This window comes from Streptomyces sp. NPDC050535 (assembly GCF_044457665.1).
In the GTDB taxonomy this organism is placed as follows: domain Bacteria; phylum Actinomycetota; class Actinomycetes; order Streptomycetales; family Streptomycetaceae; genus Streptomyces.
Genome location: NZ_JBITHE010000028.1, coordinates 33256 through 56155, shown reverse-complemented (window position 1 = coordinate 56155; position 22900 = coordinate 33256). Strand labels below are relative to the sequence as shown.

Genomic DNA, 22900 nt, shown 5'->3' with positions numbered 1-22900 from the left:
GACGCCGCACGGTCGTGGTCACTGGTCCTCCTTGCGGATGGTCTGGACGAGGAAGGTCCCGATGGCCGCCAGGGAGACCAGGAGCAGGATGACGGCGAGGGCGGACCCGTAACCGATGTGGCTGGACTCGCCGATGATGTTGTCGGTGATGAGGAGGGAGAGCAGTTCCATGCCGGGCTTGCTGCCGACGCCGCCGCCGAGGACGTACACGATGTCGAAGGCCCGCAGGGACTCCATGACCGTGACGACCAGGATGATGATGTTGACCGGCTTGAGGGCCGGGAAGACCACCCGCAGGAAGGTCTGGCGGCCGTTGGCGCCGTCGAGCGCGGCGGCCTCCTTGAGCGCCGGGTCGAAGCCCTTCAGACCGGCCAGGTAGAGGATCATGATGTAGCCGGTGTGCCGCCAGGCCGAGGCGACCAGAACGGCCCACAGGTTGAGGTCGGGGTTGCCGAGCCAGTCGATGTGCTCGCCGGATCCGACGGAGGTCAGGATGCCGTTGAGGAGCCCCGTGTCGGGGTTGTAGATGATCTCCCAGATGAAGCCGACGACGGCGAGCGAGAGCACCATCGGCAGGAAGATCGCGGTCTGGTAGATCCTGGTGAAGCGGATCTTCCGGTCCAGTTGGTAGGCCAGGAAGATGCCGAACGGTGTGGGCAGCAGGGCTGTGAACAGCAGCCAGATCACGTTGTGCCGCACCGCGGGCCAGAACGGCGGGTAGTTGGTGAGGATCTCCTGGTAGTTCTCCAGGCCGATCCAGTGGATGTCGGCCGGTTCGATGCCGTCCCAGGTGGTGAAGGACAGCGCCAGCGAGGCCAGTGCGGGCAGCCAGACGAAGAAGAGGAGAGCGGCGAGGGGGATGCCGATGATGACGGTCAGGAAGATCCGGTCACCGCGCCCCAGACTGCGGGCACGCTTGCGGACGGTGCGGGGTGAGGGGAGGGACGACACGGTGCTGGAGGCCTTTCCGGTCCTGGTCAGGCCGTGAAGTAGCGCGAGCGCTGCGACTCGATCTTCTTCAGGGTCGCGGCGCCGTCGTCGGGGTGGCTGAGCCACTCGGTCAGGCCGGGCAGTACGACGGTGGAGATGAAGCCGGGGTCGCTGTCGCGGTCCGCGAACTGGCTGATGTTCTTGGCGGAGCCGATGAGGTCGGCGGACTTCTTCTGCAGGTCGTTGTACGAGCTGGTGGACGTCTTCTCGTTGACGCCGAGGTTGCTCGGGTCGACGCCTCCGTACAGCTCCTCGGCCTGCGCGCCGCCGAGGAACTCCAGGAGCTTCGTGGCGCCGTCCTCGTTCTTCGGGCTGCGGCTGAGCATGAACCCGTCGGTGGGGGCCTCGACGGCGTCCTGTCCGTAGGCGGAGTCGATCTCGGGGAAGGGGAAGAAGTCGAGGTCGCCGCGGACCGCCTCGTCGGTGATCTGCTGGCCGAGGAAGAGGCCGGTCACCGACATGCCGGACTTCTTGTCCAGCAGGGACTGCGCGGCGTCCTGCCAGGAACGGCCGCCGCCGCTCGCCTGGTAGAAGGGGGTCAGCTCACGCCAGGTGTCGAGAACGGCGACGGCGCGCTTGTCGGTCCAGGCGGTCTCACCGCGCAGCAGCAACATGTGGAAGTCGTAGCCGTTGGCCCGGAGGTCGATGTAGTCGAAGGCGCCGAGGATGCTCCAGGTGTCGCCGCCGCCGTACCCGGAGGTGACCGGGGAGAGGCCGTCCGCCTTCATCTTCTTGGCGAGCGCGACGAACTCGCTCCACTTCTGCGGGACTTCGTAGCCGCGCTCCTCGAACACGCTCTTGCGGTAGAAGACCGCCCATGGGTAGTTGTAGAGCGGCACGAAGTAGTACTTGCCGTCCTCGCCCTTCGAGAGCTGCTTGGCGGCGTCGCTGAAGCCGCCGCCTATCTTGTCCCACACGTCGTCGATCGGGGTGGCCAGGTTCTTCTTGGCGAAGTACTGCATGCGGTAGCCGGCGAACCAGGTGAAGACGTCGTCCGGGGTGCCCTGGAGATACGTGGTGATGCTCTTCTGGAAGGTGTCGTGGTCGACGGTGTTCGTCTTGACCTTCAGCCCGCTGTCCTTGGTGAAGCCGTCGGTGACGGTGGCGTAGGCCTTCTTCGGGGTGGCGTCGGCGCCGTTGGACCCGAAGGTGACCGTCTTCGGGTCGGCTCCCGGTCCCCCACCGCACGCGGTCAGAACGGGCGCGGCCAGGGCGGCGGCCCCGAGCCCCATCAGACCGCCGGTCACTCTGCGGCGGCTGGGTCCGCGCGCAGCCAAGGGATTGCGGCTCTGCTGCGTCATCGTTGCTCCTCGTGCGTATCAGTGCGTGTCAGTGCATGCCCGTACGTATCAGTGCGAATCCGCGTGCGGCAGTGCGTGTCACCGCTGGTGGGTCTCGGTGCCGGCGCGCGGGACGGCCGTCACGTGTCGGCTCGGATGAAGGACTGGATCGCGGTGGCCGCGGCCCCGCGCGCCCACTCCTCGAAGGGCAGCGGACGGGTCTGTACGTCGCACCGCGCGGCCGATCCGAAGGCGGCCGCCGCGAAGGCGTCGCGGATCTGTTCGGCGAACAGGTCGTACGCCGCCAGCCCTTCGCCGGAGATGATCACCCGCTCGGGGCCGAGCAGGTTGGCCACGGTCGCGATGCCGCGGCCGATCGCCTCTCCGGCCCGCGCGTAGACCTCCCGCGCGCCGGGGTTCCCGTCGTGGGCCAGGTCCAGGGCCTGAGCGGCGTCGGCGACCTGGACGCCGGTCACCTCCCGCACTTGGGCGACGATCGCGGAGTCCGAGGCGATCGCCTCCACACAGCCCCGGTTGCCGCAGTGGCAGAGCGGGCCGGCCGGGTCGATGGCCACGTGCCCGATCTCCCCGGCCACGCCGTGGGCCCCGGACACGACCTGTCCGTGCACCACGAGACCGCAGCCGATACCGGCTCCGACGGTCACCAGCGCGAAGTCGGACAGGCCGACCCCGGCGCCGAACCACTGCTCGGCGACGGTCAGGGCCCGGACGTCGTTGTCGACGGTGACCGGCAGCCCGGTCGTCATCCGGGCCAGATCGGCGAGCGGGACATCGCGCCAGTCCAGGAAGGGTGAGTAGCGCACCACTCCCGCCGCTCGGTCCACATCACCGGAGACCGCGATCCCGAGGCCCTGTACCTGGACCCCGAAGCCGTCTGCCTCCGTCAGCAGTTCCTGCACCAGCCCCGCGACGGAGGCGAGCACCGCCCTGGGATCGCGGGCGGTGAGCGGCACGTGCCGGGCGATCCGGATGCGGCAGCACAGGTCCGTGAGCACGGCGATGAGTTCGTCGCCCGTCACCTTGATCCCGATGAACAGCGCCCTGCCTCCGTCGACGAGTACCGGGTTGGCCGGCCTGCCGAGGGAGGACTGCCGCGCGTCCTCGTCCACCTGCTCCTGGAGGTAGCCGGCCTCGATCAGGGGCCGGACGGCCTTGGTGACCGCCGCCGCGGACAACTGGGTCCGCCCCGCTATCTCCGACCGCGTGAGCGGGCCGTGGGACAGCACGGTGGTGAAGATCTGGGAGACGGCCGGCGTGTGACCCGGGAACGCCTCTGTTCGACTGGTCGAGCGCATGGCCGGAACCTAAGTCCCTTATTTTCTGCTGTCAATAAAAGAAGCAGGATTATCTTGTGAGCCGTCTTTGACAGACCCGTCACCTACAAAAGACAGATCTGGACAAGGTGTTGACACATGATCGAAGGTCAAGGTTGGCTTTCGACCATCTCGTGGCACCACTGGAACGTGAGGACCCCTGTCGATGATCTCCTTCGCCCCGGACACCGGGGTCTGGCTGCTGGCCACACCGAACACGTCGTACGCGCTGAGAGCCGACGAGACCGGGGCCCCCTGCCATCTCGCCTGGGGTCCACGGCTGACACTCGCGGAGGCCGGGGCGCTCGTCGCGCCGCGGGCTCCGGAGACCAGCAGTTTCGAGGGCGTGCCTCCGGTCGGTGAGGAGCTTCCCGTCGACGGCGGGACTCGCTACGGACCGCCCTCGCTCCAGGTCCGGTTCGCGGACGGATCGCGCGCCTTCGAGTGGCGGTCGACCGGCCATCGGGTCACCGACGACGAGCTGGCACTGGCCTTCCGCGACCGCCACTACCCGCTGCATGTGACGCTGCACTACCGCGTGCGGGCCGACACGGACGTGATCGAACGCTGGACCGTCGTCCGCAACGCCGGTAGCGAGCCCGTCACCCTGCCGCGCACCGACTCGGCCGCCTGGACGCTGCCCCCGCTGCGCGACTACCGGCTCAGCCACGTCACCGGCCAGTGGTCCGCCGAGAGCCAGTTGCGCCGCGACCAACTGCCCTACGGCGAAACGGTGTTGACCAGTCGTCGCGGGATCACCAGCCACCACGCCAACCCCTGGCTGATGCTCGACGCGGGCGAGGCCACCGAGGAGCACGGCCGGGTGTGGAGCGCCGCCCTCGCCTGGAGCGGGAGCTGGCGGATCACCGCGCAGCGCACCCCCGACGGCCGGGCCGGATTCACCGGAGGCGTCGGCCACGACGGTACGAGTGTGCCGCTCGCGCCGGGCGAGGAGTTCACCACTCCCCCGTTCGCCGGCCTGTTCACCGACGGCGGCTTCGGCGCTGCCAGCCGAGCCTGGCACGCGTACACCCTGGCCCATGTGCTGCCGCGGGCGGACGAGATCGCGCCGCTGCTCTACAACTCCTGGGAGGCGACGGGCTTCGACGTCGACGAGGTCAGCCAGAAGGCGCTCGCCGAGCGGGCGGCGGAGCTCGGGGTCGAGCTGTACGTCGTCGACGACGGCTGGTTCGGGGCGCGCCGCAGCGACCGCGCGGGCCTCGGCGACTGGACGCCCTCACCCGACCGCTTCCCCGACGGGCTTTCCCCGCTGGTCGACAAGGTGCACCGGCTGGGAATGAGCTTCGGCCTGTGGGTGGAGCCGGAGATGGTCAACCCGGACAGCGATCTCTACCGCGAACACCCGGACTGGGTCCTGCACTTCCCCGACCGGCCCCGCTCCGAGCTGCGCAACCAGCTGGTCCTCAACTTCGCCCGCCGCGATGTCGCGGACTGGGCGTACGGCTGGCTGACCCGGCTGGTGGGCGATCACGGCATCGACTTCCTCAAGTGGGACATGAACCGGGCGTTCAGCGAGGCCGGCTGGCCCGGACAGCCCGACGGCGCCGACCGCCTCGGACCGCAGTACGTGCGCAATCTGTACGGCGTCATCGACCGCCTCCGCGCGGACCACCCGGAGCTGCGGATCGAGGCGTGCAGCGGTGGCGGCGGCCGGGTCGACCTGGGCATCCTCGCCCGTACGGACCAGGCGTGGGCGTCGGACAACACCGACGCGGCGGACCGGATGGGCATCCAGCACGGCTACGGCCAGGTCTATCCCGCGCGCACGATGGGCTCGTGGGTGACGGACGTGCCGAACCAGCTCACCGGCCGCACGGTTCCGCTGCGCTTCCGTTTCCATGTGGCGATGGCCGGAGCCCTGGGCATCGGGGGCGATCTCACCCGCTGGTCCGAGGAGGAACTCCGGGAGGGCGCGGCCCTGGTGGCCGAGTACAAGCAGGTGCGCCATCTCGTGCAGCACGGCAGGCTCGACCGTCCGGCGCCGCCGGCCGAGGACGCCGTGTCGGTGGTGCAGTACACCGCGGCGGACGCCTCGGAGACCCTGCTTCTCGCGTACCGGCGGGTCTCCCGGCACGGCGCCCCGCAACTGCCGGTCCGGCTGCGCGGCCTGACCCCCGGGGCCCGCTACCGCGACGCCCGCACGGGTGCCGTGCACCACGCCGCCGTGCTCGGCGAGTACGGGCTGCACATCCCGCTGCCGCCGGGCGACTGGTCCAGCGCCGCGCTGCACCTGGTACGGGAGCCGGAGGCCTGACGCCCGTCAACGACCCTGGACGCGCTCGGAGTCGAGCGCGTCCACAGCGCCCTGCGGGCTCCCGATCGTGGTGTGGTCCACCGCGACGGAGTTGACCGGCCTGTCACGCTCCCGCTCGCGCGCGGGCGCTGCAGTACGTCGTCGCGCCCGTCGGCCTTGGACGTGGCCGGCGCTTGCGGGAGGGGCAGCCGCCCGAGCGGGTCACGGGTGCCCGAGGAGGACTAGTGAGCCGGGCGCCGCCTCAGTACCGCTGGGCCTTCGCGAGCCGAGGGGTCAGCTTGGGCTTCAAGGGCTTCGTGCTGATGGCGACCGGCTCGGCCCGCTCGCCGGGGTCGAGGTCCTCCGCCCCCACGAACCGGGTCTCCACGACCTTGCCGTCGGAGTCCTCGAAGTCGACCTGCACGGCGTACGAGGCCTGTTGGCCGGTCTTGTTGGTGATGGCGACGAGCACGGCGAGCAGACCGCCGGTCTGGGCCGTGGGCAGGCCGGTGACGGCGACGTCGGACGTCGCGTTGCCGCTGCCCTTCACGTCCTTCAGCTCCTCCTTGGCCGCCGCGGCGGCCCGAGCCGTACCGGCGTCGACCGAGGCCTTGAACCCGGAGGCCGCGGCGGACACGGAGGAGGCAGCGGCCGACGCGGAGGCGCGGGCCGAGTCGACGGCCGAGGCGGCCTCCGAGGCCAGGGCGGACGGCGCGGTCCCCGTGAAGGAGGACTCGTTCGGCGCGGTGGGGCGCGGGCTGGCGGACGCACCGCTGTCGCTGTCGCTGTCGCTGCCCGTGCCGCACGAGACGAGTGCGGCACTGCACGCGAGCGTGGCCAGGAGGGCGCCGGCGATCCTGCGTGACCGGCTCGACCGGCCGGTGCCGGAGGGAATGGGTCTGGTCATGGGGCTCGTCCTCTTCCTGCCGTACGGGACCCCTTCATGCTCCGCGCCGACGCCGGGCGGCGCGAACGGCGTGAGCCCATCGGAGTACCCCCGCCTCTTCGGCCCTCGGCGGAACGGCCGAGTTGGACCAGACCAATTTTGCGCGAAGCGTTGACATGTACGCATCCCGGCGCAATCGTGAGAGCGCTCTCACGATGACCGGAGGAGCCCCTTCCGAAGGAGGAAGAGCGTGTTCAGAAGACTCAGGTGGCGGTCCTTGGCGGTGGCCACGGCCACCCTCGCCGCGGCCCTGTTGACGTTCGGGGCCCCGTCCGGGGCCGAGGCCGCCGTCCCGGCGACCATCCCGCTGAAGTTCACGAACAACTCGGGCCGCAGCGGCCCGGTCTACATCTACAACCTCGGAACGCTGCTGACGACCGGACAGCAGGGCTGGGCCGACGCGAACGGCACCTTCCACGCCTGGCCGGCCGGTGGCAATCCGCCGACCCCCGCACCGGACGCCTCGATCGCCGGACCCGCCAGCGGTCAGTCGGTGACGATCCGGCTCCCCAAGTTCTCCGGCCGGGTCTACTTCTCCTACGGGCAGAAGCTCGACTTCCGGGTGACGACCGGCGGCCTGGTGCAGCCGGCCGTGCAGAACCCGAGCGACCCCAATCGCAACATCCTCTTCAACTGGTCCGAGTACACGCTCAACGACGCCGGCCTGTGGCTCAACAGCACCCAGGTGGACATGTTCTCGGCCCCCTACGCCGTCGGAGTCCAGCTCGCCGACGGGACGGTGAAGACCACCGGCCACCTCAAGTCGGGCGGGTACAACGCGGTCATCAACGGACTGCGCGGTCAGTCCGGCGGCTGGGCGAACCTGCTCCAGACGCGGTCGGACGGCACGGTCCTGCGAGCGCTCGCCCCCGGCCACGCCGTCGGGTCGGGCGTACTGTCCGCCACCGTCATGGACGACTACATCAACCGCGTGTGGGCGAGATACAGTTCCGCGACACTGACGGTGACACCCTTCGTCGACCAGCCCGGCACCAAGTACTTCGGCCGGGTCTCGGGGAACGTCATGAACTTCACCAACAGCGCCGGAGCGGTCGTCACCAGCTTCCAGAAGCCGGACGCCGACAGCGTCTTCGGCTGCCACAAACTCCTCGACGCCCCCAACGACCTGGTGCGCGGCCCGATTTCCCGCACCCTGTGCGCGGGCTACAACCGCTCCACCCTGCTGGTCAACGCCAACCAGCCGGACACCAGCTCGGCGAACTTCTACAAGGACGCGGTGACCAACCACTACGCCCGCCTGATCCACTCGCAGATGGCGGACGGCAAGGCGTACGCGTTCGCCTTCGACGACGTCGGTGCCCACGAGTCGCTGGTGCACGACGGCAATCCGCAGCAGGCCTACATCACGCTGGATCCGCTCAGCTGACAGGGCTTCACTTCCGGGGGGGGGGGGGGGGGGGGGGGCGCCCCCCCCCCCCCCCCCCCCCCCCCCCCCCCCCCCCCCCCCCCCCCCCACACCCACCCCCCCCCCCCCCCCCCCCCCCCCCACCACCCCCCCCCCCCCCCCCCCCCCGCCCGCCCGCGCCCCCCCCCCCCCCCCCCCCCCCCCCCCCCCCCCCAAGCCCCGGGACCTGCACCGCGAAGCCCTTCACGGCTGCCGGGTCCCCTTCTCACACCGCTCCGCCTCCGCGACTTTGTCCGCCACCTACGCCACGTCCAGTCCCTCACCCTGCCTCCGGACCACACCCCGGGCCCAGATCCTCCGCACTCCACATCATGAGTTCCCCTCCCGCGCCGCCACTCCAGACCTAAATGACCTGCCAAGTGGCCGTGCCGGAAGGGCCGGCCGAAGAGGGATCTCCATGCGGCTGGGCAGGTTGGTCACTCATCGTCGGGGTGGTCTGCTTCCTCGATCAGCCGGGCTGCGAGATTGTCGGCCCATTCCACGGCCCAGGCCCGCAGAGCGGTGATCGCGTCGTCGTCGAAGCCGTAGGCAGCGAAGGCGTCGTCGTCGGTCCACTCGGCGCCCGCAAGACTCGCCTGAAGATCCTCTCGCTCGAAGCGCCTACGGGCGTGCCGGCGGCCGAATTCCTCGAGGTCGGTGGTGGTCCAGCGCCGTGAGGCCGCGAACACGTCGATCAGGTCCCGGGGCGCGCCGCGGTCGGCCAGCGCGCGGACCTTCGTGCCGATCACGTCCTCTTCGGCGAGGACCGGCCCGTACGCGGTATGGGCGATCGGCCCCCAGAAGATCTCCTTGAGGATGTCGACCTCGCACTCCTGCCCGGTCACCGGATCGGACACGGTGAAGCGGGCGGACAGTGGTGCGGTCTCCAGCGACCGCACCCGCCAGCCCCGCTCCACCAGCCCGTCACGGATCGCCGCCGCGATCTCAGCCATGGGCGCCGGATTCTCCGTCGCGACATCCAGATCCTGACTGGGCCGACTCACCAGCCGGTGCGCCTTGACGGCGTAGCCGCCGGTGAGGACCAGGGGATAGGGGGAGCCGAGCGCGATCACGTCGGCCAGCAGCCGCGCATGCAGCTGAGGCATGTCCTTCACGCGGCCGACCGGCCCCGGGCAGCCAGCGCGGGAAAGGCGTCCTCCCACACGGTGCGCACGGTGCGCCCTACCAGAGAGCGCAGCGTCGGCCACAGCTGCAGCAGAAGATCCTGGTTGAGGTAGCGGGGCAGGTCCTCGCGCAGGCCTTCGTGGAGAACCGTGCGGTAGAGCCCCATGCGCTGGCGCGGTTGGTCGAGGTCGTAGGAGGTCATGCCCGACCACGCCACGTGTATTGGCAGCTCGACCACTCCCTGGGCCGGCCCCTGCAAATCCTCCAGAACTGCGGGAAGGCGTCGCCGGAACTTCTCCCGGTAGAGCGCAAGATCCTCTGCCAGGTCCGACCCGGACAAAGGGGACTGTCGACTGGCTGCCATGCCCTTATTATGGCGGGCCCGCGTCGCGTCACCGGAGCAGAGCTTAGGGGGACGAGGCAGCGGATCAAGTTTCGTTCGCTCCTCGGAGTCGCCGTACGGGATGTCATCAACAGCACGCTCGCAAGTTGCCCTGCTCCACTCGCAAATGGTCGTTGTGACCGAGCGCCAGAGTGGGCGGCGCTCGCTAACCGGTGGGTCCATTCCCACTGGACATATGTTGCTCAGCAGGGCCTGACGCCCGTTCCGGTCGGGCCGGGTACCGCGGTCAGGACACTGGAATTCTGGGCTCGGCGAGCAGGCCACGGACCCCGCATGAGTTTGTCGCGGACCGGGCGACGACATCGATGCCCTGGCAGCGGGGTCGTCGAGCACGCCAACCTGATGGCGCCCGGATCGACGACCGCCTCACTCACGGACGGCAGCAGGCCGAGATCGTCCCGCTGGCCACTCCCACCCACGAACTGGACGGCAGCGCAGCGTGGCCGACGGCCGGCGACTGGGAGAGAATCACCACCGACCTGTTGCAACTCGTCCGCCAGGGGGAGTGCGATGCCCTCAGCCTCGGTTTGCCCGAGATTCCACGTGCCCTCATCTGCACCGACCCCGCAGCCAGGTGAGCGCCTTTGACGCCACGGCCGACAAGTTCACGTCTACGGACCCGCGGAGCATGCCACTGTCCTGGCCGAGGTCGCCACTTTCCTTCGGCCCGTCCGGTGACGTTATTGGCAGCTCTCAGAGTCCGATCGCGCCACCGGGCGGATCACGCCGTGCCTCCGACATAGGTGTTCAACAGCAGGTCGTCGTCGAGCGACGACACCACCGCAAGTACTAGGCCGTGTTGCGAAAGTGGATCAAGGGGCTCGTTCGGTGTCTGGTACGGGTCGTGTGATGCTGGCGCAATGACTGATCAACGCGAGGTTGTCATCGTCCGCTGGCCAGGTCAGGGCCCTTCCGTGGATCGGTTGGCCGAGTTGCTGGCGGCCTACCATCTGCGGACGGAGGCAGAGAAGGGCGAGGCCGTTGTCGATGTGGACGGGTTGCCGGACCGCTACCGGGCAGAAATCTTGGACCCGCGGGCCGCGTTCGCCGACGATGTCGTGCTGATGGCTCTGAGCGGCGACACAGCCGTGGGCTGCCTGGTGGTGACCGCCCCCGTCGGCGGCCGGTCAGAGGTCAAGAGGCTCTGGACAGACCCGGCATTCCGGAGCCGGGGCATCGCGTCCGCCCTGGTCGGCGCCGCGCTTGCGCATTCCGCGGAAAGCGGCGTCAGCATGGTACGGCTGTCGGTATGGAAGTGGCGGGCAGATGCCATCGCCCTGTACGAACGGCTCGGTTTCACCGTCGCCGAGTCGTGGGAGGAACGGGATCAGCTGGTGTGCATGGAGCGTGCCGTGTGAGGGGTCACAGCCACTCGTTGATGGCTGCGACCAGCACGGTTGCCTCGTATCGGACGGCGAGCTTGTCGTATCTCGTAGCCACAGCCCGGTGACGCTTGAGGCGATTGATGCCGCACTCCACCGCGTGGCGCTCTTTGTAGTCGGCCTTGTCGAACTTCGGCGGCCGACCGCCGCGCGAGCCGCGCTTCTTACGGTTGCGGACCTGGTCGGCCTTCTCCGGAATCGTGCAGCGGATGCCACGCTGGCGCAGGTAGGCGCGGTTCACGCGTGGCCCGTACGCCTTGTCAGCGCGGACCTTGTCCGGCCGGGTGCGCGGCCGGCCCAGGCCGAGGCGAGGCACCCGGATGGCCTCCAGAACCGGCTGGAACTGCGGGCTGTCGTGCCGCTGGCCCGCCGTGACCAGCAGCGACAACGGCTTCTGTCCCTGCTCAACCGCCAAATGCAGCTTCGTGGTCAGCCCGCCGCGCGAGCGCCCCAGGCCATGGTCGTCGGGCTCGGTCTCGACGCCACCAGGAGGCTCCTTCTGCGCGGCCCCTTTTTACGGGCCCCGGCAGCATGCTGGTGGGCCCGCGCGATCGTGGAGTCCACGCTGACCTCCCAGGTGATCAGGCCCTTCGCGTCGGCCGCGGCCTGCAGCTGTACAAAGATCTGCTTCCAGGTGCCGTCCCGCTGCCAGCGCCGGAACAGGTCGTAGGCCCGGTCCCACGGCCCGTACCGCTCCGGCACGTCGCGCCACGGCGCACCGGCCCTGGTCCGCCACCGTATGCCGTCGATCAGCTGCCGCCGCGTCCACGTCTGCGGACGGCCTGGCTTCTTGCCCGTCGGCAACAACGGCTCCAGCCGGGCCCACTGGCCGTTCGTCAGATCTCCACGCCGCACGAAACGTGATCATCCACGGCCTTGATCCATTTTCGCAACACGGCCTAGAACCATTGCTCAGCCAGGAGCTCTCCCATCGAGTTCTGCAGCTGTTCCACTTTGCTTCTCACGCGATCCCAGAGGGGCAGCTGCGGTGGTGTGGGGGCGTATCCGGCTAGCAGGTAGGGGCGTATGTCGGGTGGCGGATGCGCCGGTGTGACTCTGCGCGCCATCGTCTCGTGGGGGTGAAGGTGCCGTGGGGCCGGAACCGTAGCGCGGGGTCTGGTGTCATTGTCTTCACTTCGAGGGGCATATGCAGGGGGTGGAAAGTCTGTCATGAACGTGAAGGCTGCAATGAGGCGGTATTCATGGCCCGGCGCAGTTGGGCTCCTTTCCGGTAGTTCCTTGGCCGTTGGTAACGCGGCCACCGGTATTGGCGGCGGGTGGGGCGCGGCCATGATTTCAGGCGGGGCGGTGATGTCTGCTGTCGCGGCGTTTGCCACGCTAAAGGTCCAGGGGGATAGTGAACAGTCCCGGAAAGAGCGGGAGCGTGCCGCAGTCCTGGAGGCAGCTATCGGCCCTGTCGCTGAATACATGGGACGCCTGTCAGTCAGCCCGAGTGAGCATCGTGAGCTGCTGGGATCCATCAATGACCGACTGGTCGAGACCGCGTCGGAACTTGCTCATCCGCGGTCGCGTACAAGCTTTTACGCACTGCGCGGGACGGAGCTGGTGCGTCGTGCCTCGTCGGACGCAAACGGTCATACGGCGCAGACGCTGAGCAGTGGCGAAGAGAAGGGCGATTTCCTGCTGAGCCTTGCCCGGGGCAGTAGGGACCGATATATCGATGACCTGGCCAAGGACCCGGACGCCTACCGGATTTCTCTGGCCGATGGCTATCGGACGGCCCGTATTCTGCGCGCGCGGGCCGGTGAAATAACCCAAGGTCTGCTCATTGTGGAAGCACCGAGCTGTGGCGACCTGCCGGACGCGGATCTTCCGGTCCTGCTTGCGATCGCACACCTGCTCGGTGTGTGTCAGGTGATTCACCCACACGATGACGCCGCCGCGGACGGCGCATTCCTCCCACGCCCTGCGCCGTCGGGTGATTCTTCGTCAAGTGCAACAGGGGCGCAGGGTGGGTAGTAATCTCTACAAGAGGTTAACCCTTGACAGCGCATGAAAAATGGGGGCGGGTATGGCTGACCGGCAAAGTGTGATCGCGGAACTCGGGCCTCGCTGGATGGCGGGGAGTGAATCAAGCGAATCGTATTTCACCAAAGTTCGCCATGCTGCCGTGTCCCAGCCGCCGAATCGCTTGCGGCGATCCATCGAATTCTTGGCCAACGTTTTTACCGAACGTAAGAATTCCAAGAGTTGAGAACCACGTCGGACTGTTCGGACGCGGGCGGCCAGTCTCGAATCTTTCTCTGAGAGCCTCCGTCTTCCCGGCACGGCTCGACGGCCGGGGCTGCAGGCAGACCTGAGCGCAGCTGCGGTGGGTTCACCCGCTTTACGGGGATTGCGCTCGGCTGACGTGACACGGCACGGGGGGAGCGCTCGTGACGCTGACAAGATCCGGGGTCGGCGAACAGTTACCAGAGGTCAGCCAGCCTCGGAGGAACAAATCGGCACGACTGCCTGATCGCGGCTGTCCTTGGAGTGCACTGCAGAACAGTTCGAGCCTTGTCGAGGAGATGAGAGCCGGCAGCCCTGACGGTGACACTGGACTGGCACCTGGCGCTCGTCGTCGGGTGCCGACAGCCGAGAACCTCACATGCCGTTCGAGGAGTCCTACTAGTGCCGCATCAAGCAACGTTGTCCTCGTCGTGACGTGTTGCCTGGTTGCTGTACCGGGCGGCGTCGGGCGGCCAGAATGTTCGCGTGGCTGAACGGGTGCAGGTCCGGGAAATCGAGGACGACGAGGGCAGGCGGCTGCTGCGGATCGTCCGCAGAGGCACCGGCTCGGTGGTGACCTGGCGGCTGGCCCAGATGGTGCTGTTATCCGCGCAACGGGAGCCGGTGGCGAAGATTGTGGAGGTGACATTCACCAGCCCGGACCGGGTCCGAGACGTGATCCACAACTTCAACGCCGACGGCTTCGGCTCGCTCTATCCGAAGTACAGGGGTGGCCGGCCAAGGACCTTCACCCTTCCGGAACGCCGGGAGATCAAGCCTGAAGTCGTCTTCTGCATGGACGAGTTCGGCCCGCTCAACCTCCAGCCCCACCCGGGCCGGCAGTGGGCCGAACGTGGTGGCAGGCACAAGGATCCCGAGCGCGAACCCAGGCCCAGGCGACGTGCGGCCTACACCCGCCCGCACGGGGTCCGCCACCTGTTCGCCGCCTACGACCTGGGCAAGGACCAGCTCTATGGGCACGTCAAGAAGACCAAGAACAGGTCGAAGTTCCTGGAGTTCTGCCGTTATCTGCGCTCACTGCACCTGCTTTAGAAGCGCATCGCAATCATCTGCGACAACTACTCCCCGCACCTGACTACAAAACGGTGCCAGCGGGGCGGGACATGGGCGGCGACCAACAACGTGGAGATCGCCTACACCCCGACCAACAGCTCCTGGCGCAACCCCATCGAGGCTCAGTTCACCGCCCTGCGCTACTTCACCCTCGACGGCACCGACCACGCCAGCCACAAAGAGCAGGGCAGCATGATCCGCCGCTACATCATCTGGCGGAACGAGCACGCCACTGACCAACGCCTCCTCGCCCTCGTGAGCAAGGCAAACGCCGCCTGACCCACGCCCTCGGACGGCCTCACCACAGGTGCAGGAAGGTGCGGACGTCGTCATAGCCGTCGAGAGCCCGACCATCCACATCCGACGGGTCCGCCTCGGCACGCGCCGAGAGCGACTGCGCAAGCGCGAGAGCCTCATCGCTGAGACGTCCGAAGCGTCGAGCGGTGTGTCCGAGGCACAGGCCCGCCAGCCCGAGCAAGGGGCTACCCGACGCAGCCCGGGTTCCGACCTCCATGCACCAGCGCTCGACGAAGTCCCGATCATCGTCGTTCAACGCGCTCCCGACCAGAACGCTCGCCGCCTCGCCCTCTGCCGAGCGGTCCCGCAGGGCCTTCTCCAACGCCTCGACCACCACCTCGTGAGACAGCGCGGGAGGGTTCTCAAAGCTCAGATGAGAGTGCATCCGGCGAGACTACGTGCCCTGCTCGATCCTCATGGGAGCGGCAAAACCGAGGCGAACGTTGCCTGATGCGGCACTAAAGCGTGTTGCAGAACGTGGTGTCCGGGCAGGTCAGAGCCGCCTTTGTCGCAGGTCTGCTCATGCGGCGAGGGCGAGGTTGTGCATGTGGGCGACGGCTTGGACGGCGTGGTGGAGGCCGGTGCCGCGCTGTCGGCAGTCGCGGAGAATCTTGTAGTGCTTCATGCGGGCGAAGGCGTGCTCGACGCGGGCCCGGACTTTGCGGTGCTCGGCGTTGTCCTCTTCCTCACCCGGTAACAGGGCCCGCCCGGGGCGTTTGCGGTGCGGGACGACGAGGCCGGTGTTGATGTAGGCGCCGTCGGCGAGGACAGTCACGCCTGCACTGACGTCGGCCAGTCCGGAATCCCGCCATGCTTTCGCGTCCGCGGTGTTGCCAGGGACCGGCCGGGCCGCAGCGACCACGAGTTTTGTGTCGGCGTCGATGATGACCTGCACATTTGCCGAGAACCGGTAGTTGCGTGAAGAGGCGCTGACCTTCCGGTGGCGGACCGGGATCAGCGTGCCGTCCACGATCCATAGCCGCTCGACCGCGTCGGTCGGCCGGGCGACCGGCTCGATCGCCAGGAGCGGCCGCAGCCGCTGGATGACCCGGCACACGGTTGCCGGCGAGATGCCGAAGAGCGGAGCGAGCTGCCGCATAGTGAGGTTCGTGCGGTAGTACACGGCTACCAGGAGGACCCGGTCCGCCAGCGGTAGGCACCATGGCCGGCCACCGCCAGGACCGTTCCCGCCCCGCTCCCGCACGACCTTCAGCAGCCGTTCGAACTGCCGCATCCGCAAACCCGTGAACGTCTCCACCCACAACAGCTCAGCCCTCAACACCCCACGCATACAGGAGAAATGCCCGCCTCGCAGGCTTCTGCAACACGCTTTAGACGGGTCAGCGGCTGCGACGAAGGCGGAGTGCGCGGCCCGGGCGAGGTCGCCGCGGGCACGAACTGGTTCCACTGCTGCTTCGTGAACGGATACGACTGGGTTCATGGTCCCCAACGTCATCGGCGTGTCCCAGTACGCCGACGGGGGCCGGATGACGACCAAGTCCTGCACGTCGGCCGGCGCCTACGTGCACCGCATGAGCGACCTGTGCGGCCCGTGCCGCCAGCGGCCGGGCGACCGGACCGGTGGCACGCCTGCCCCTGCACCGCCGGCCACCGGCCCTTCCTCGGCCGGCACCGCGAACGACTCGGCCACAACCACCACACCCCCCGGGCCGGTCCGGCAGCCGGACCGGCTCCCCGACCTCGCCGAGATGCACCGGCGGGAACGCGCCCGCCATGACACACCGCCATGACGCCCCGCCGTGGGGCCGGTGGAGTGACCGCCGTCCGGGACGGCCGCGTAACGGGCAGAGATCAGCGCATCCGACCAAGGGCACTCGGCAGAAGCATGGGTGTGCGTCTGACCGAGAGTGAGAAGAGGTTTGCATGCTGGGACTGCGGCCCACTGTGGCCGATCCGGTCGGGCCGATCGGGCCGGCCGACGGGCTGTCCACCGCCCGCGACGTCGTCGGCGCCGTCGAGGCCGAACTCGGGCGTGTTCTCGACGAAGGGCTGCGCCGGGCCCGTGGCACCGACCCGGTGTTCGCCCACGATGTCGCCGAACGTGTCACCACGTTCGTCCGCCGGGGCGGGAAGAGGCTGCGCACGGCGTTCGCGTGGTGCGGCTGGCGGGCCGCCGGCGGATCGGGCGACCCCACAGCCGTCCTGCGCCTCGGTGCGGCCCTCGAACTCGTCCAGGCCTGCGCCCTCATCCACGACGACGTGATGGACGGATCGGCACTGCGTCGCGGCGCTCCGGCGGTCCACGTGGACTTCGCCCGTACGCACCGGACCGCCCGCATGAAGGGCTCGCCCGAGGCGTTCGCGACCTCCGCCGCGATACTCGCCGGCGACCTGGCACTGGCCTGGGCGGACGACATGCTGACCGAGACGGCCCTCGGCTCACCGCACGGCCTCCGGCTGCACCGCGAGTGGCAGGCCATGCGCGGCGAAATGGTCGCCGGACAGTACCGGGACATCCACGCGCAGGCCACCGGAGCGTCCGGACTCGACGAGGCACTGACCATCGCCACCCTCAAGAGCGCCCTCTACACGGTCGAGCGGCCACTGGCTCTCGGCGCGTCCCTGGCCGGCGCCGACGCGCCCGCCCTGGACGCGCTGCGCTCCGCGGGCCGGTGCGCCGGACTGGCCTTCCAGCTCAGCGACGACCTCCTCGGCGCCTTCGGCGACCCGGCTCTCACCGGCAAACCGGCCGACGAGGACCTGCGGACACGCAAACTCACCTACCTGCTCGCCGCCGGTCTCGAGCTCGCCGAGGCCGCCGGTGACGAGGAATCCGCCGACGCGCTCGCCCCGGGTGCGCCCTCCCCGCCGGACGACGCCGTGGAGCGGATGCGGACGGCGCTGGAGCGGACAGGGGCGCGGACCGTCGTGGAGTCGAAGATCGCGGAGCTGGGGGCAGCGGGTCTGCGCCACTTCGACCGGACCGGCGCGCAGCCGTGCGTACGGCGGGAGTTCGCCGCACTGGTCGAACGGGCGACAGCCGTGCCCCCCAAACGCACCGAGGAGGCCGCGTGAGGACCGTAGCGGGGCGCACGGATCATGTCGTCGTGGTGGGAGCGGGACTGTCCGGTCTCGCCTGCGCCCTGCATCTCCTGGGCGCCGGCCGCCGGGTGACGGTCCTCGAACGGGACACCGGTCCGGGCGGCCGGGCCGGCCGCGCACGCCTCGGCGGCTACGAGGTGGACACCGGTCCCACGGTCCTGACCATGCCCCACCTGGCCGACGAGGCCTTCGCCGCGGTCGGCGACAGCCTCGACCGGCACGTCGAACTGACGGCCCTCCACCCCGCCTACCGGGCCTGCTTCGCGGACGGGACCTCCCTCGACGTGCACACCGACGGCGAGGCGATGGAGGCGGAGGTACGGCGATTCGCCGGACCGGCGGAAGCCGCGGGCTACCGTGAGCTGCGCAGCTGGCTCGAGCGGCTGTACCGGGCCCAGATGGGGCGCTTCATCGATACGAACTTCGACTCGCCCCTCCAGCTCCTGCACCCCGACCTGGCCCGGCTGGCGGCCCTCGGCGGCTTCGGGCGCCTGGACCGGCGCATCGCCCGGTTCCTGGCCGACCCCCGTCTGCGCCGGGTCTTCACCTTCCAGGCCCTGTACGCCGGAGTCGCCCCGGCAAGGGCACTGGCGGCCTACGCGGTGATCGCCTACATGGACACCGTGGCCGGCGTCTGGTTCCCCAAGGGCGGCATGCACGCGCTTCCCCGCGGGATGGCGAACGCGGCGGCCGAAGCGGGGGCCGAGTTCCGCTGGTCGGCCGAGGCGACCTCGCTGGAGCGCTCGGGCGGCCGGGTCCGCGCCGTACGGCTGGCGTCGGGCGAGCGGATCGCCTGCGACGCGGTGGTGCTGTCCTGCGAACTGCCCGCCGCGCACCGCCTCCTCGGACGCGCGCCCAGGCGCCCGGTGGGACTGCGCCACTCACCGTCCGCCGTGGTCCTGCACGCGGGTACCGACCGCACCTGGCCCGGACTCGCCCACCACACCCTCTCGTTCGGCGGGGCCTGGGAACAGACCTTCGACGAACTGACCCGCACGGGGCGGCTGATGAGCGACCCTTCACTGCTGATCACCCGGCCGACGACACACGATCCCGCGCTGGCACCGCCGGGCAGGCACCTCCACTACGTGCTGGCCCCCTGCCCGAACACCACCGTCGGCCCCTCCGCCGCCGCATGGCGTGACCTGGGGCCGCGCTACCGCGACAGCCTGGTCGCCGAGCTGGAGCGCCGGGGCCTGGACGGATTCGCGGACAGCGTCCAGGAGGAGATGCTGGTGACACCGCTGGACTGGACCGCCCAGGGGCACGCGGCCGGCAGCCCCTTCTCCGTGTCCCACACCTTCGCCCAGACCGGCCCGTTCCGCCCACGCAACCTGGTGCGCGGCCTCGACAACGTCGTACTGGCCGGCTGCGGCACCACCCCCGGCGTCGGAGTTCCGACCGTACTCATCAGCGGCAAACTCGCCGCCGCGCGCATCACCGGAACCCTCCCACGCCGTTCTGCCCGCACCCGCCCGCCACTGCCCGGCGCACGTGTCGCCGCCACCTCGACCACGGAAGGCGCCCATGACCCGTCGTGAACTGGACGCCGCCGGGATCACCGATCCCGCCCTGCGCACCGCCTACACCCAATGCCGACGCCTCAACGCCCGCCACGGCAGGACCTACTTCCTCGCCACCCGGCTGCTCCCGGTGGAACACCGGTCCGCCGTGCACGCCCTCTACGGCTTCGCACGCTGGGCGGACGACATCATGGACGACCTCGACCGGCACCCCACGGCCGAGGAGCGCGACCGGCTGCTGCTCCGCCTGGAAAACGATCTCGCCCACGGCCTGCGTACCGGAGAAGGGGACGCGCCCGTGGTCCGGGCCGTGGCCGACACCGCGGACCGGTACGGCATCGAGCCCGCCCTGTTCGCGGACTTCCTGGCGTCGATGCGCAGCGACCTGCACGTCACGGACTACCCCACCTACGCCGACCTGCGCTCCTACATGCACGGCTCGGCCGCGGTCATCGGCCTGCAGATGCTGCCCGTACTCGGCACGGTCACACCCCGCGAGGAGGCGGCGCCGCACGCCGCGGCCCTCGGAGTGGCGTTCCAGCTCACCAACTTCCTGCGGGACGTCGGCGAGGACCTGGACCGCGGCCGCGTCTACCTGCCCGCGGACCTGCTCGCCGAGCACGGCGTGGACCGGCCGCTGCTGGAGTGGAGCAGGCGAACCGGACGGGGAGATCCGCGGATCCGCGCGGCGCTCGTCGCCGCCGAGGCCATGACGAGAGAGGTGTACCGGGCCGCGGAGCCGGGCATCGCCATGCTCGACCCGCGGACACGCCCCTGCATCCGGACCGCGTTCACTCTGTACCGCGGGATTCTCGACGCGATCGCGGACCAGGGCCACACGGTGCTCCACCGGCGTGCGGTGGTGTCCCGCGGGAGACGCGCGGCCACCGCCGCCGGCGCAGTCGTACAGATCGCGGGCACGCGGTGGCGCGCCCGCTCCGCGCGTGCGGCGCCGCGGGCGAGTGGCGCGCCGATCCCGACGAAAGGACCCGTGCCGTGAGGGACCGAGCGGACCGCGCCGGCTGGACACCGCCGTTGCGGCGGCGCCGCCGGTGGGACTGGGCGACACAGACACCGACCTGGCGGGAGGCCCGCCCGGCGCTGATCGCGGGCGCGCTGAAACGGGCCTCGGCACGTCCGTCCGGCAACTGGTTCGTCGTCGGTGCCTCCCGCGACGTCCGCGCCGGCAGCCGCCCGTACGGCAGGACGGTCGGCGGTGTCGAGGTGGTGCTGTGGCGCTCGGACACCGGCCGGCTGCACGCCGGGCCGGGCGCCTGCCCGCACCTGGGCGCACCCCTGCGCGACAGCCGGGTGGTGTGCGGCACGCTGGTGTGCCACTGGCACGGACTGGCCCTGGACGGCGGGTCGTTCGCCGGCTGGGACCCCTACCCCGCCCACGACGACGGGGTGTTGCTGTGGGTACGGCTGGACGCGGTCGGCGGCGAGGAGCCGTCCGAGCTGCCCGTCGTGCCGGTTCGGCCGGCGACGGGCAGCGGGGTGGACGCCGTGTTCACGGCGGTCGGACGGTGCGAACCGCAGGACGTGGTCGCCAACCGGCTCGACCCCTGGCACGGCTCGTGGTTCCACCCGTACTCCTTCGTCGACCTGACAGTGGCCCGGCCGCCGAAGGACGACGACGACGACGCCTTCGTCGTCGACGTCTCCTTCCGCGTGACCGGCCCTCTGGTGGTGCCCGTGCGGGCGGAGTTCACCGCACCCGGGCCCCGTACGGTCGTCATGCGCATCACCGAGGGTGAGGGGTCCACCTCCGTCGTGGAGACCCACGCCACGCCGCTCACCCGCGAGGGGGACGGCCGGCCGCGGACCGCTGTGATCGAGGCCGTGGTCGCCGCCTCGGACCGGCGCGGCTTCGCCCTCGCGCGGGCCGCCGCGCCCGTGCTGCGACCCCTGATGCGCCGCACGGCCGGCCGGCTGTGGCGCGACGACCTGGCGTACGCGGAGCGGCGCTGGACGCTGCGCAGCACAGGACGCTTCCCGGAGTGAACCCCGCGCGCCGGGGCGCACCGGCCGTGGAACGGCCTGGGATACGGGTATTCAGCGTCTCCCGGCCGCGCCCAGCGCACGCAGCACGGGTGAACGGCCGGCCCGGGGAACCGTCCACAGCACCTGTCCCCGTACGCCCCAGCCGGCGAGCAGAGCTCCCGCTGCCAGGAACCCGGTGGTGGCGGCGCGCTCCATCAGCGCCACCGGCAGGTCGCAGCGGATCGCGTCACCGGCCAGCGTCACCCGGGGGTCCGGGGTCCGCACGGGGGGCCGCCTGGCGTACGAGCCGACCGGGAAGAACGGGCAGTCCGAGCGCCACTCGTGCCGGGCGTCCACGATCTGGGCCCGCCGTGTCTCCGGGTAGACCCGGCGCAGGCTGTCGATGAGCCCGTTCTGCACGGCCTCCGGTCCGCTGCCCTCGGCCACGGCGTAGGCGTGCAGTTCCACCACGGAGCCGCCGGTCCGGGCGGACCAGCGGGCGGCCTCACCCTCGTAGCGTTCCAGGACACTGATGTTGTCGAGGCCGTCGTAGCCGCTGGTGCCGAGGAACCCGGGCCGGTCGGCGCGCACCGGCCGGTCCAGCCAGAGCCGCGAGACGAGGAAGGACGGCGCGGTGACCAGAGCGGCGACATCGTCGCGCCAGGCGGGGGTGCCAAGACCGGACGACGCGGCGACGACCGCGCGCAGTGCGCCGGGGTCCAGTGCGAGCACGGCGGCCTCGTGCCGGCCCGCGCCGCTGTCGGTCCCCACCTCCACTCCTCCGTCGTCGCACGGGTGGACGCCGTGCACGGGCGTGCCGGTGCGGACGTCCACTCCAAGGCTCCGGAGGTAGTCGCCGAGGGGCTCCCACAGGGCCTGGGGGAAGGGCTCGTCCGGCACGTCGAAGAGCAGGCCCTCCGAGGATCCGAGGAAGTAGATGTGGAACATCAGCAGCAGTTCCGCGGCGGACAGTTCGCGCGGGTCGGCGAAGAAGCTGCGTGAGAACACCTCGAAGGCCAGATGGTGCGCGGCCTCCGGAAAGCGGACGCCCTCCAGGAAGGCCGTCGCACTGATGTTGTCGAAGCGTTCGTAGACCTCGGGTACGCGTACGTCGAGGAGCGGCAGCGCGGCCCGGGCGTCCATCGTCGCGAGGTCACGCCAGCCGAAGGTGGGGCTCAGGGCGACGAAGCCCATCGCGCTGAACGGCGGTGTCCGCGGAACGCGGGCGAAGCTGTCGGTCAGCCCGCCGCTGTGCTGTAGCGGGTAGTCGGGGAGCGGCCGGAGACGATCGAGGCCGGGATCGGTCCGCCGCAACAGGCCGCGCAGGTTGTAGTACTGGCGGAAGAAGGCGTGGAATCCGCGGCTCATGGTCGCCTCGGAACCGTCGGCGAGGCGGGTACGCCAACCCGCGAGCCGGCCGCCGAGTGATTCCCCCTGCTCGTAGAGGGTGACGCGGGCGCCGCGTTCGGCCAGCAGGGTGGCCGCGGCGAGGCCGGCGATCCCTCCCCCCACCACGGCGACGCTCGGTGCGTCCGCACGGTCGAAGCGGTCCCGGCCGGGCGCGGGCATCACGATCTCCGCCTTGCGGTCGCGGCCCCGGCGGGCCGCT

At 70.1% G+C, this 22900-nt stretch carries 18 protein-coding genes and 2 pseudogenes; 10 read left to right on the top strand and 10 right to left on the bottom strand.

Annotation, left to right across the window (positions count from 1 at the left end; all coding sequences use genetic code 11):
- Positions 1 to 18 precede the first annotated feature (18 nt).
- The 3 genes from ACIBLC_RS37205 to ACIBLC_RS37195 form a co-directional block, all read right to left on the bottom strand.
- Positions 19 to 951 (bottom strand): carbohydrate ABC transporter permease, encoded by a 933-nt coding sequence (locus ACIBLC_RS37205; RefSeq protein WP_399215868.1) that lies wholly within the window; start codon positions 949 to 951, stop codon positions 19 to 21.
- A gap of 26 nt (positions 952 to 977) precedes the next feature.
- Positions 978 to 2291, bottom strand: a complete 1314-nt coding sequence (locus ACIBLC_RS37200) for an ABC transporter substrate-binding protein (protein WP_399215867.1) — start codon at positions 2289 to 2291, stop codon at positions 978 to 980.
- A gap of 119 nt (positions 2292 to 2410) precedes the next feature.
- Complete coding sequence (locus ACIBLC_RS37195) at positions 2411 to 3586, bottom strand: ROK family protein (RefSeq protein ID WP_399215865.1); 1176 nt, start codon at positions 3584 to 3586, stop codon at positions 2411 to 2413.
- A gap of 184 nt (positions 3587 to 3770) precedes the next feature.
- Between ACIBLC_RS37195 and ACIBLC_RS37190 the strand changes: the two genes are divergently transcribed.
- Positions 3771 to 5879, top strand: coding sequence for an alpha-galactosidase (locus ACIBLC_RS37190; RefSeq protein ID WP_399215864.1), 2109 nt, complete (start codon positions 3771 to 3773; stop codon positions 5877 to 5879).
- Positions 5880 to 6120: 241 nt separating this feature from the next.
- Here the strand turns inward: ACIBLC_RS37190 and ACIBLC_RS37185 are convergent, their stop codons facing one another.
- On the bottom strand, positions 6121 to 6765 hold the full coding sequence (locus ACIBLC_RS37185; protein ID WP_399215863.1) for a hypothetical protein: 645 nt from the start codon (positions 6763 to 6765) through the stop codon (positions 6121 to 6123).
- A gap of 229 nt (positions 6766 to 6994) precedes the next feature.
- On the opposite strand from ACIBLC_RS37185, the gene ACIBLC_RS37180 reads away from it, so the two are divergent.
- Complete coding sequence (locus tag ACIBLC_RS37180; RefSeq protein ID WP_399215862.1) at positions 6995 to 8191, top strand: glycoside hydrolase family 64 protein; 1197 nt, start codon at positions 6995 to 6997, stop codon at positions 8189 to 8191.
- A 455-nt stretch (positions 8192 to 8646) separates the two neighbouring features.
- Here ACIBLC_RS37180 and ACIBLC_RS37175 read toward each other — a convergent pair whose 3' ends face one another.
- Positions 8647 to 9315, bottom strand: coding sequence for a nucleotidyl transferase AbiEii/AbiGii toxin family protein (locus tag ACIBLC_RS37175; RefSeq protein WP_399215861.1), 669 nt, complete (start codon positions 9313 to 9315; stop codon positions 8647 to 8649).
- 5 nt (positions 9316 to 9320) lie between these two features.
- Entirely contained in the window at positions 9321 to 9698 is a 378-nt protein-coding gene (locus ACIBLC_RS37170; RefSeq protein ID WP_399215860.1) for a hypothetical protein, read from the bottom strand.
- 899 nt (positions 9699 to 10597) lie between these two features.
- Here ACIBLC_RS37170 and ACIBLC_RS37165 point away from each other — a divergent pair.
- Positions 10598 to 11095: a GNAT family N-acetyltransferase gene (locus ACIBLC_RS37165; RefSeq protein WP_399215859.1), complete on the top strand. Its 498-nt coding sequence runs from the start codon at positions 10598 to 10600 to the stop codon at positions 11093 to 11095.
- A 4-nt stretch (positions 11096 to 11099) separates the two neighbouring features.
- Here ACIBLC_RS37165 and ACIBLC_RS37160 read toward each other — a convergent pair.
- Positions 11100 to 11974, bottom strand: a protein-coding gene (locus ACIBLC_RS37160; RefSeq protein WP_399215858.1) for an IS5 family transposase whose coding sequence is annotated in 2 segments (ribosomal slippage) — positions 11100 to 11582 and positions 11585 to 11974 — 873 coding nt in all. Because the reading frame shifts where the segments join, the coding sequence is not laid out codon by codon here.
- A gap of 384 nt (positions 11975 to 12358) precedes the next feature.
- On the opposite strand from ACIBLC_RS37160, the gene ACIBLC_RS37155 reads away from it, so the two are divergent.
- Positions 12359 to 13099: a hypothetical protein gene (locus tag ACIBLC_RS37155; RefSeq protein ID WP_399215857.1), complete on the top strand. Its 741-nt coding sequence runs from the start codon at positions 12359 to 12361 to the stop codon at positions 13097 to 13099.
- 738 nt (positions 13100 to 13837) lie between these two features.
- A pseudogene (locus ACIBLC_RS37150) lies at positions 13838 to 14704 on the top strand (transposase).
- A gap of 19 nt (positions 14705 to 14723) precedes the next feature.
- Here ACIBLC_RS37150 and ACIBLC_RS37145 read toward each other — a convergent pair.
- Together ACIBLC_RS37145 and ACIBLC_RS37140 are read right to left on the bottom strand one after the other, a co-directional pair.
- Entirely contained in the window at positions 14724 to 15107 is a 384-nt protein-coding gene (locus ACIBLC_RS37145) for a hypothetical protein (RefSeq protein WP_399215856.1), read from the bottom strand.
- A 135-nt stretch (positions 15108 to 15242) separates the two neighbouring features.
- Positions 15243 to 16013 carry a transposase family protein gene (locus ACIBLC_RS37140; protein WP_399215855.1) on the bottom strand — a complete coding sequence of 257 codons (771 nt, stop codon included), beginning with the start codon at positions 16011 to 16013 and terminating at the stop codon, positions 15243 to 15245.
- 93 nt (positions 16014 to 16106) lie between these two features.
- Here ACIBLC_RS37140 and ACIBLC_RS37135 point away from each other — a divergent pair.
- From ACIBLC_RS37135 to ACIBLC_RS37115, 5 genes and pseudogenes are all read left to right on the top strand, one after another.
- Positions 16107 to 16473 (top strand): annotated as a pseudogene (locus ACIBLC_RS37135) (cryptochrome/photolyase family protein); the annotation flags it as partial.
- Positions 16474 to 16606: 133 nt separating this feature from the next.
- A complete protein-coding gene (locus ACIBLC_RS37130) occupies positions 16607 to 17758 on the top strand; it encodes a polyprenyl synthetase family protein (protein ID WP_399215854.1) in 1152 nt (383 codons plus the stop codon).
- Positions 17755 to 19326 (top strand): phytoene desaturase family protein, encoded by a 1572-nt coding sequence (gene crtI / locus ACIBLC_RS37125; protein ID WP_399215853.1) that lies wholly within the window; start codon positions 17755 to 17757, stop codon positions 19324 to 19326. Before ACIBLC_RS37130 ends, crtI begins: the two co-directional genes overlap by 4 nt.
- Entirely contained in the window at positions 19313 to 20308 is a 996-nt protein-coding gene (locus ACIBLC_RS37120) for a phytoene/squalene synthase family protein (RefSeq protein ID WP_399215852.1), read from the top strand. The genes crtI and ACIBLC_RS37120 overlap by 14 nt, the downstream gene beginning before the upstream one ends.
- Positions 20305 to 21312: a DUF5914 domain-containing protein gene (locus ACIBLC_RS37115; RefSeq protein WP_399215851.1), complete on the top strand. Its 1008-nt coding sequence runs from the start codon at positions 20305 to 20307 to the stop codon at positions 21310 to 21312. Before ACIBLC_RS37120 ends, ACIBLC_RS37115 begins: the two co-directional genes overlap by 4 nt.
- A 51-nt stretch (positions 21313 to 21363) precedes the next feature.
- Here ACIBLC_RS37115 and ACIBLC_RS37110 read toward each other — a convergent pair whose 3' ends face one another.
- A complete protein-coding gene (locus ACIBLC_RS37110) occupies positions 21364 to 22860 on the bottom strand; it encodes an FAD-dependent oxidoreductase (protein WP_399215895.1) in 1497 nt (498 codons plus the stop codon).
- Positions 22861 to 22900: the final 40 nt, after the last annotated feature.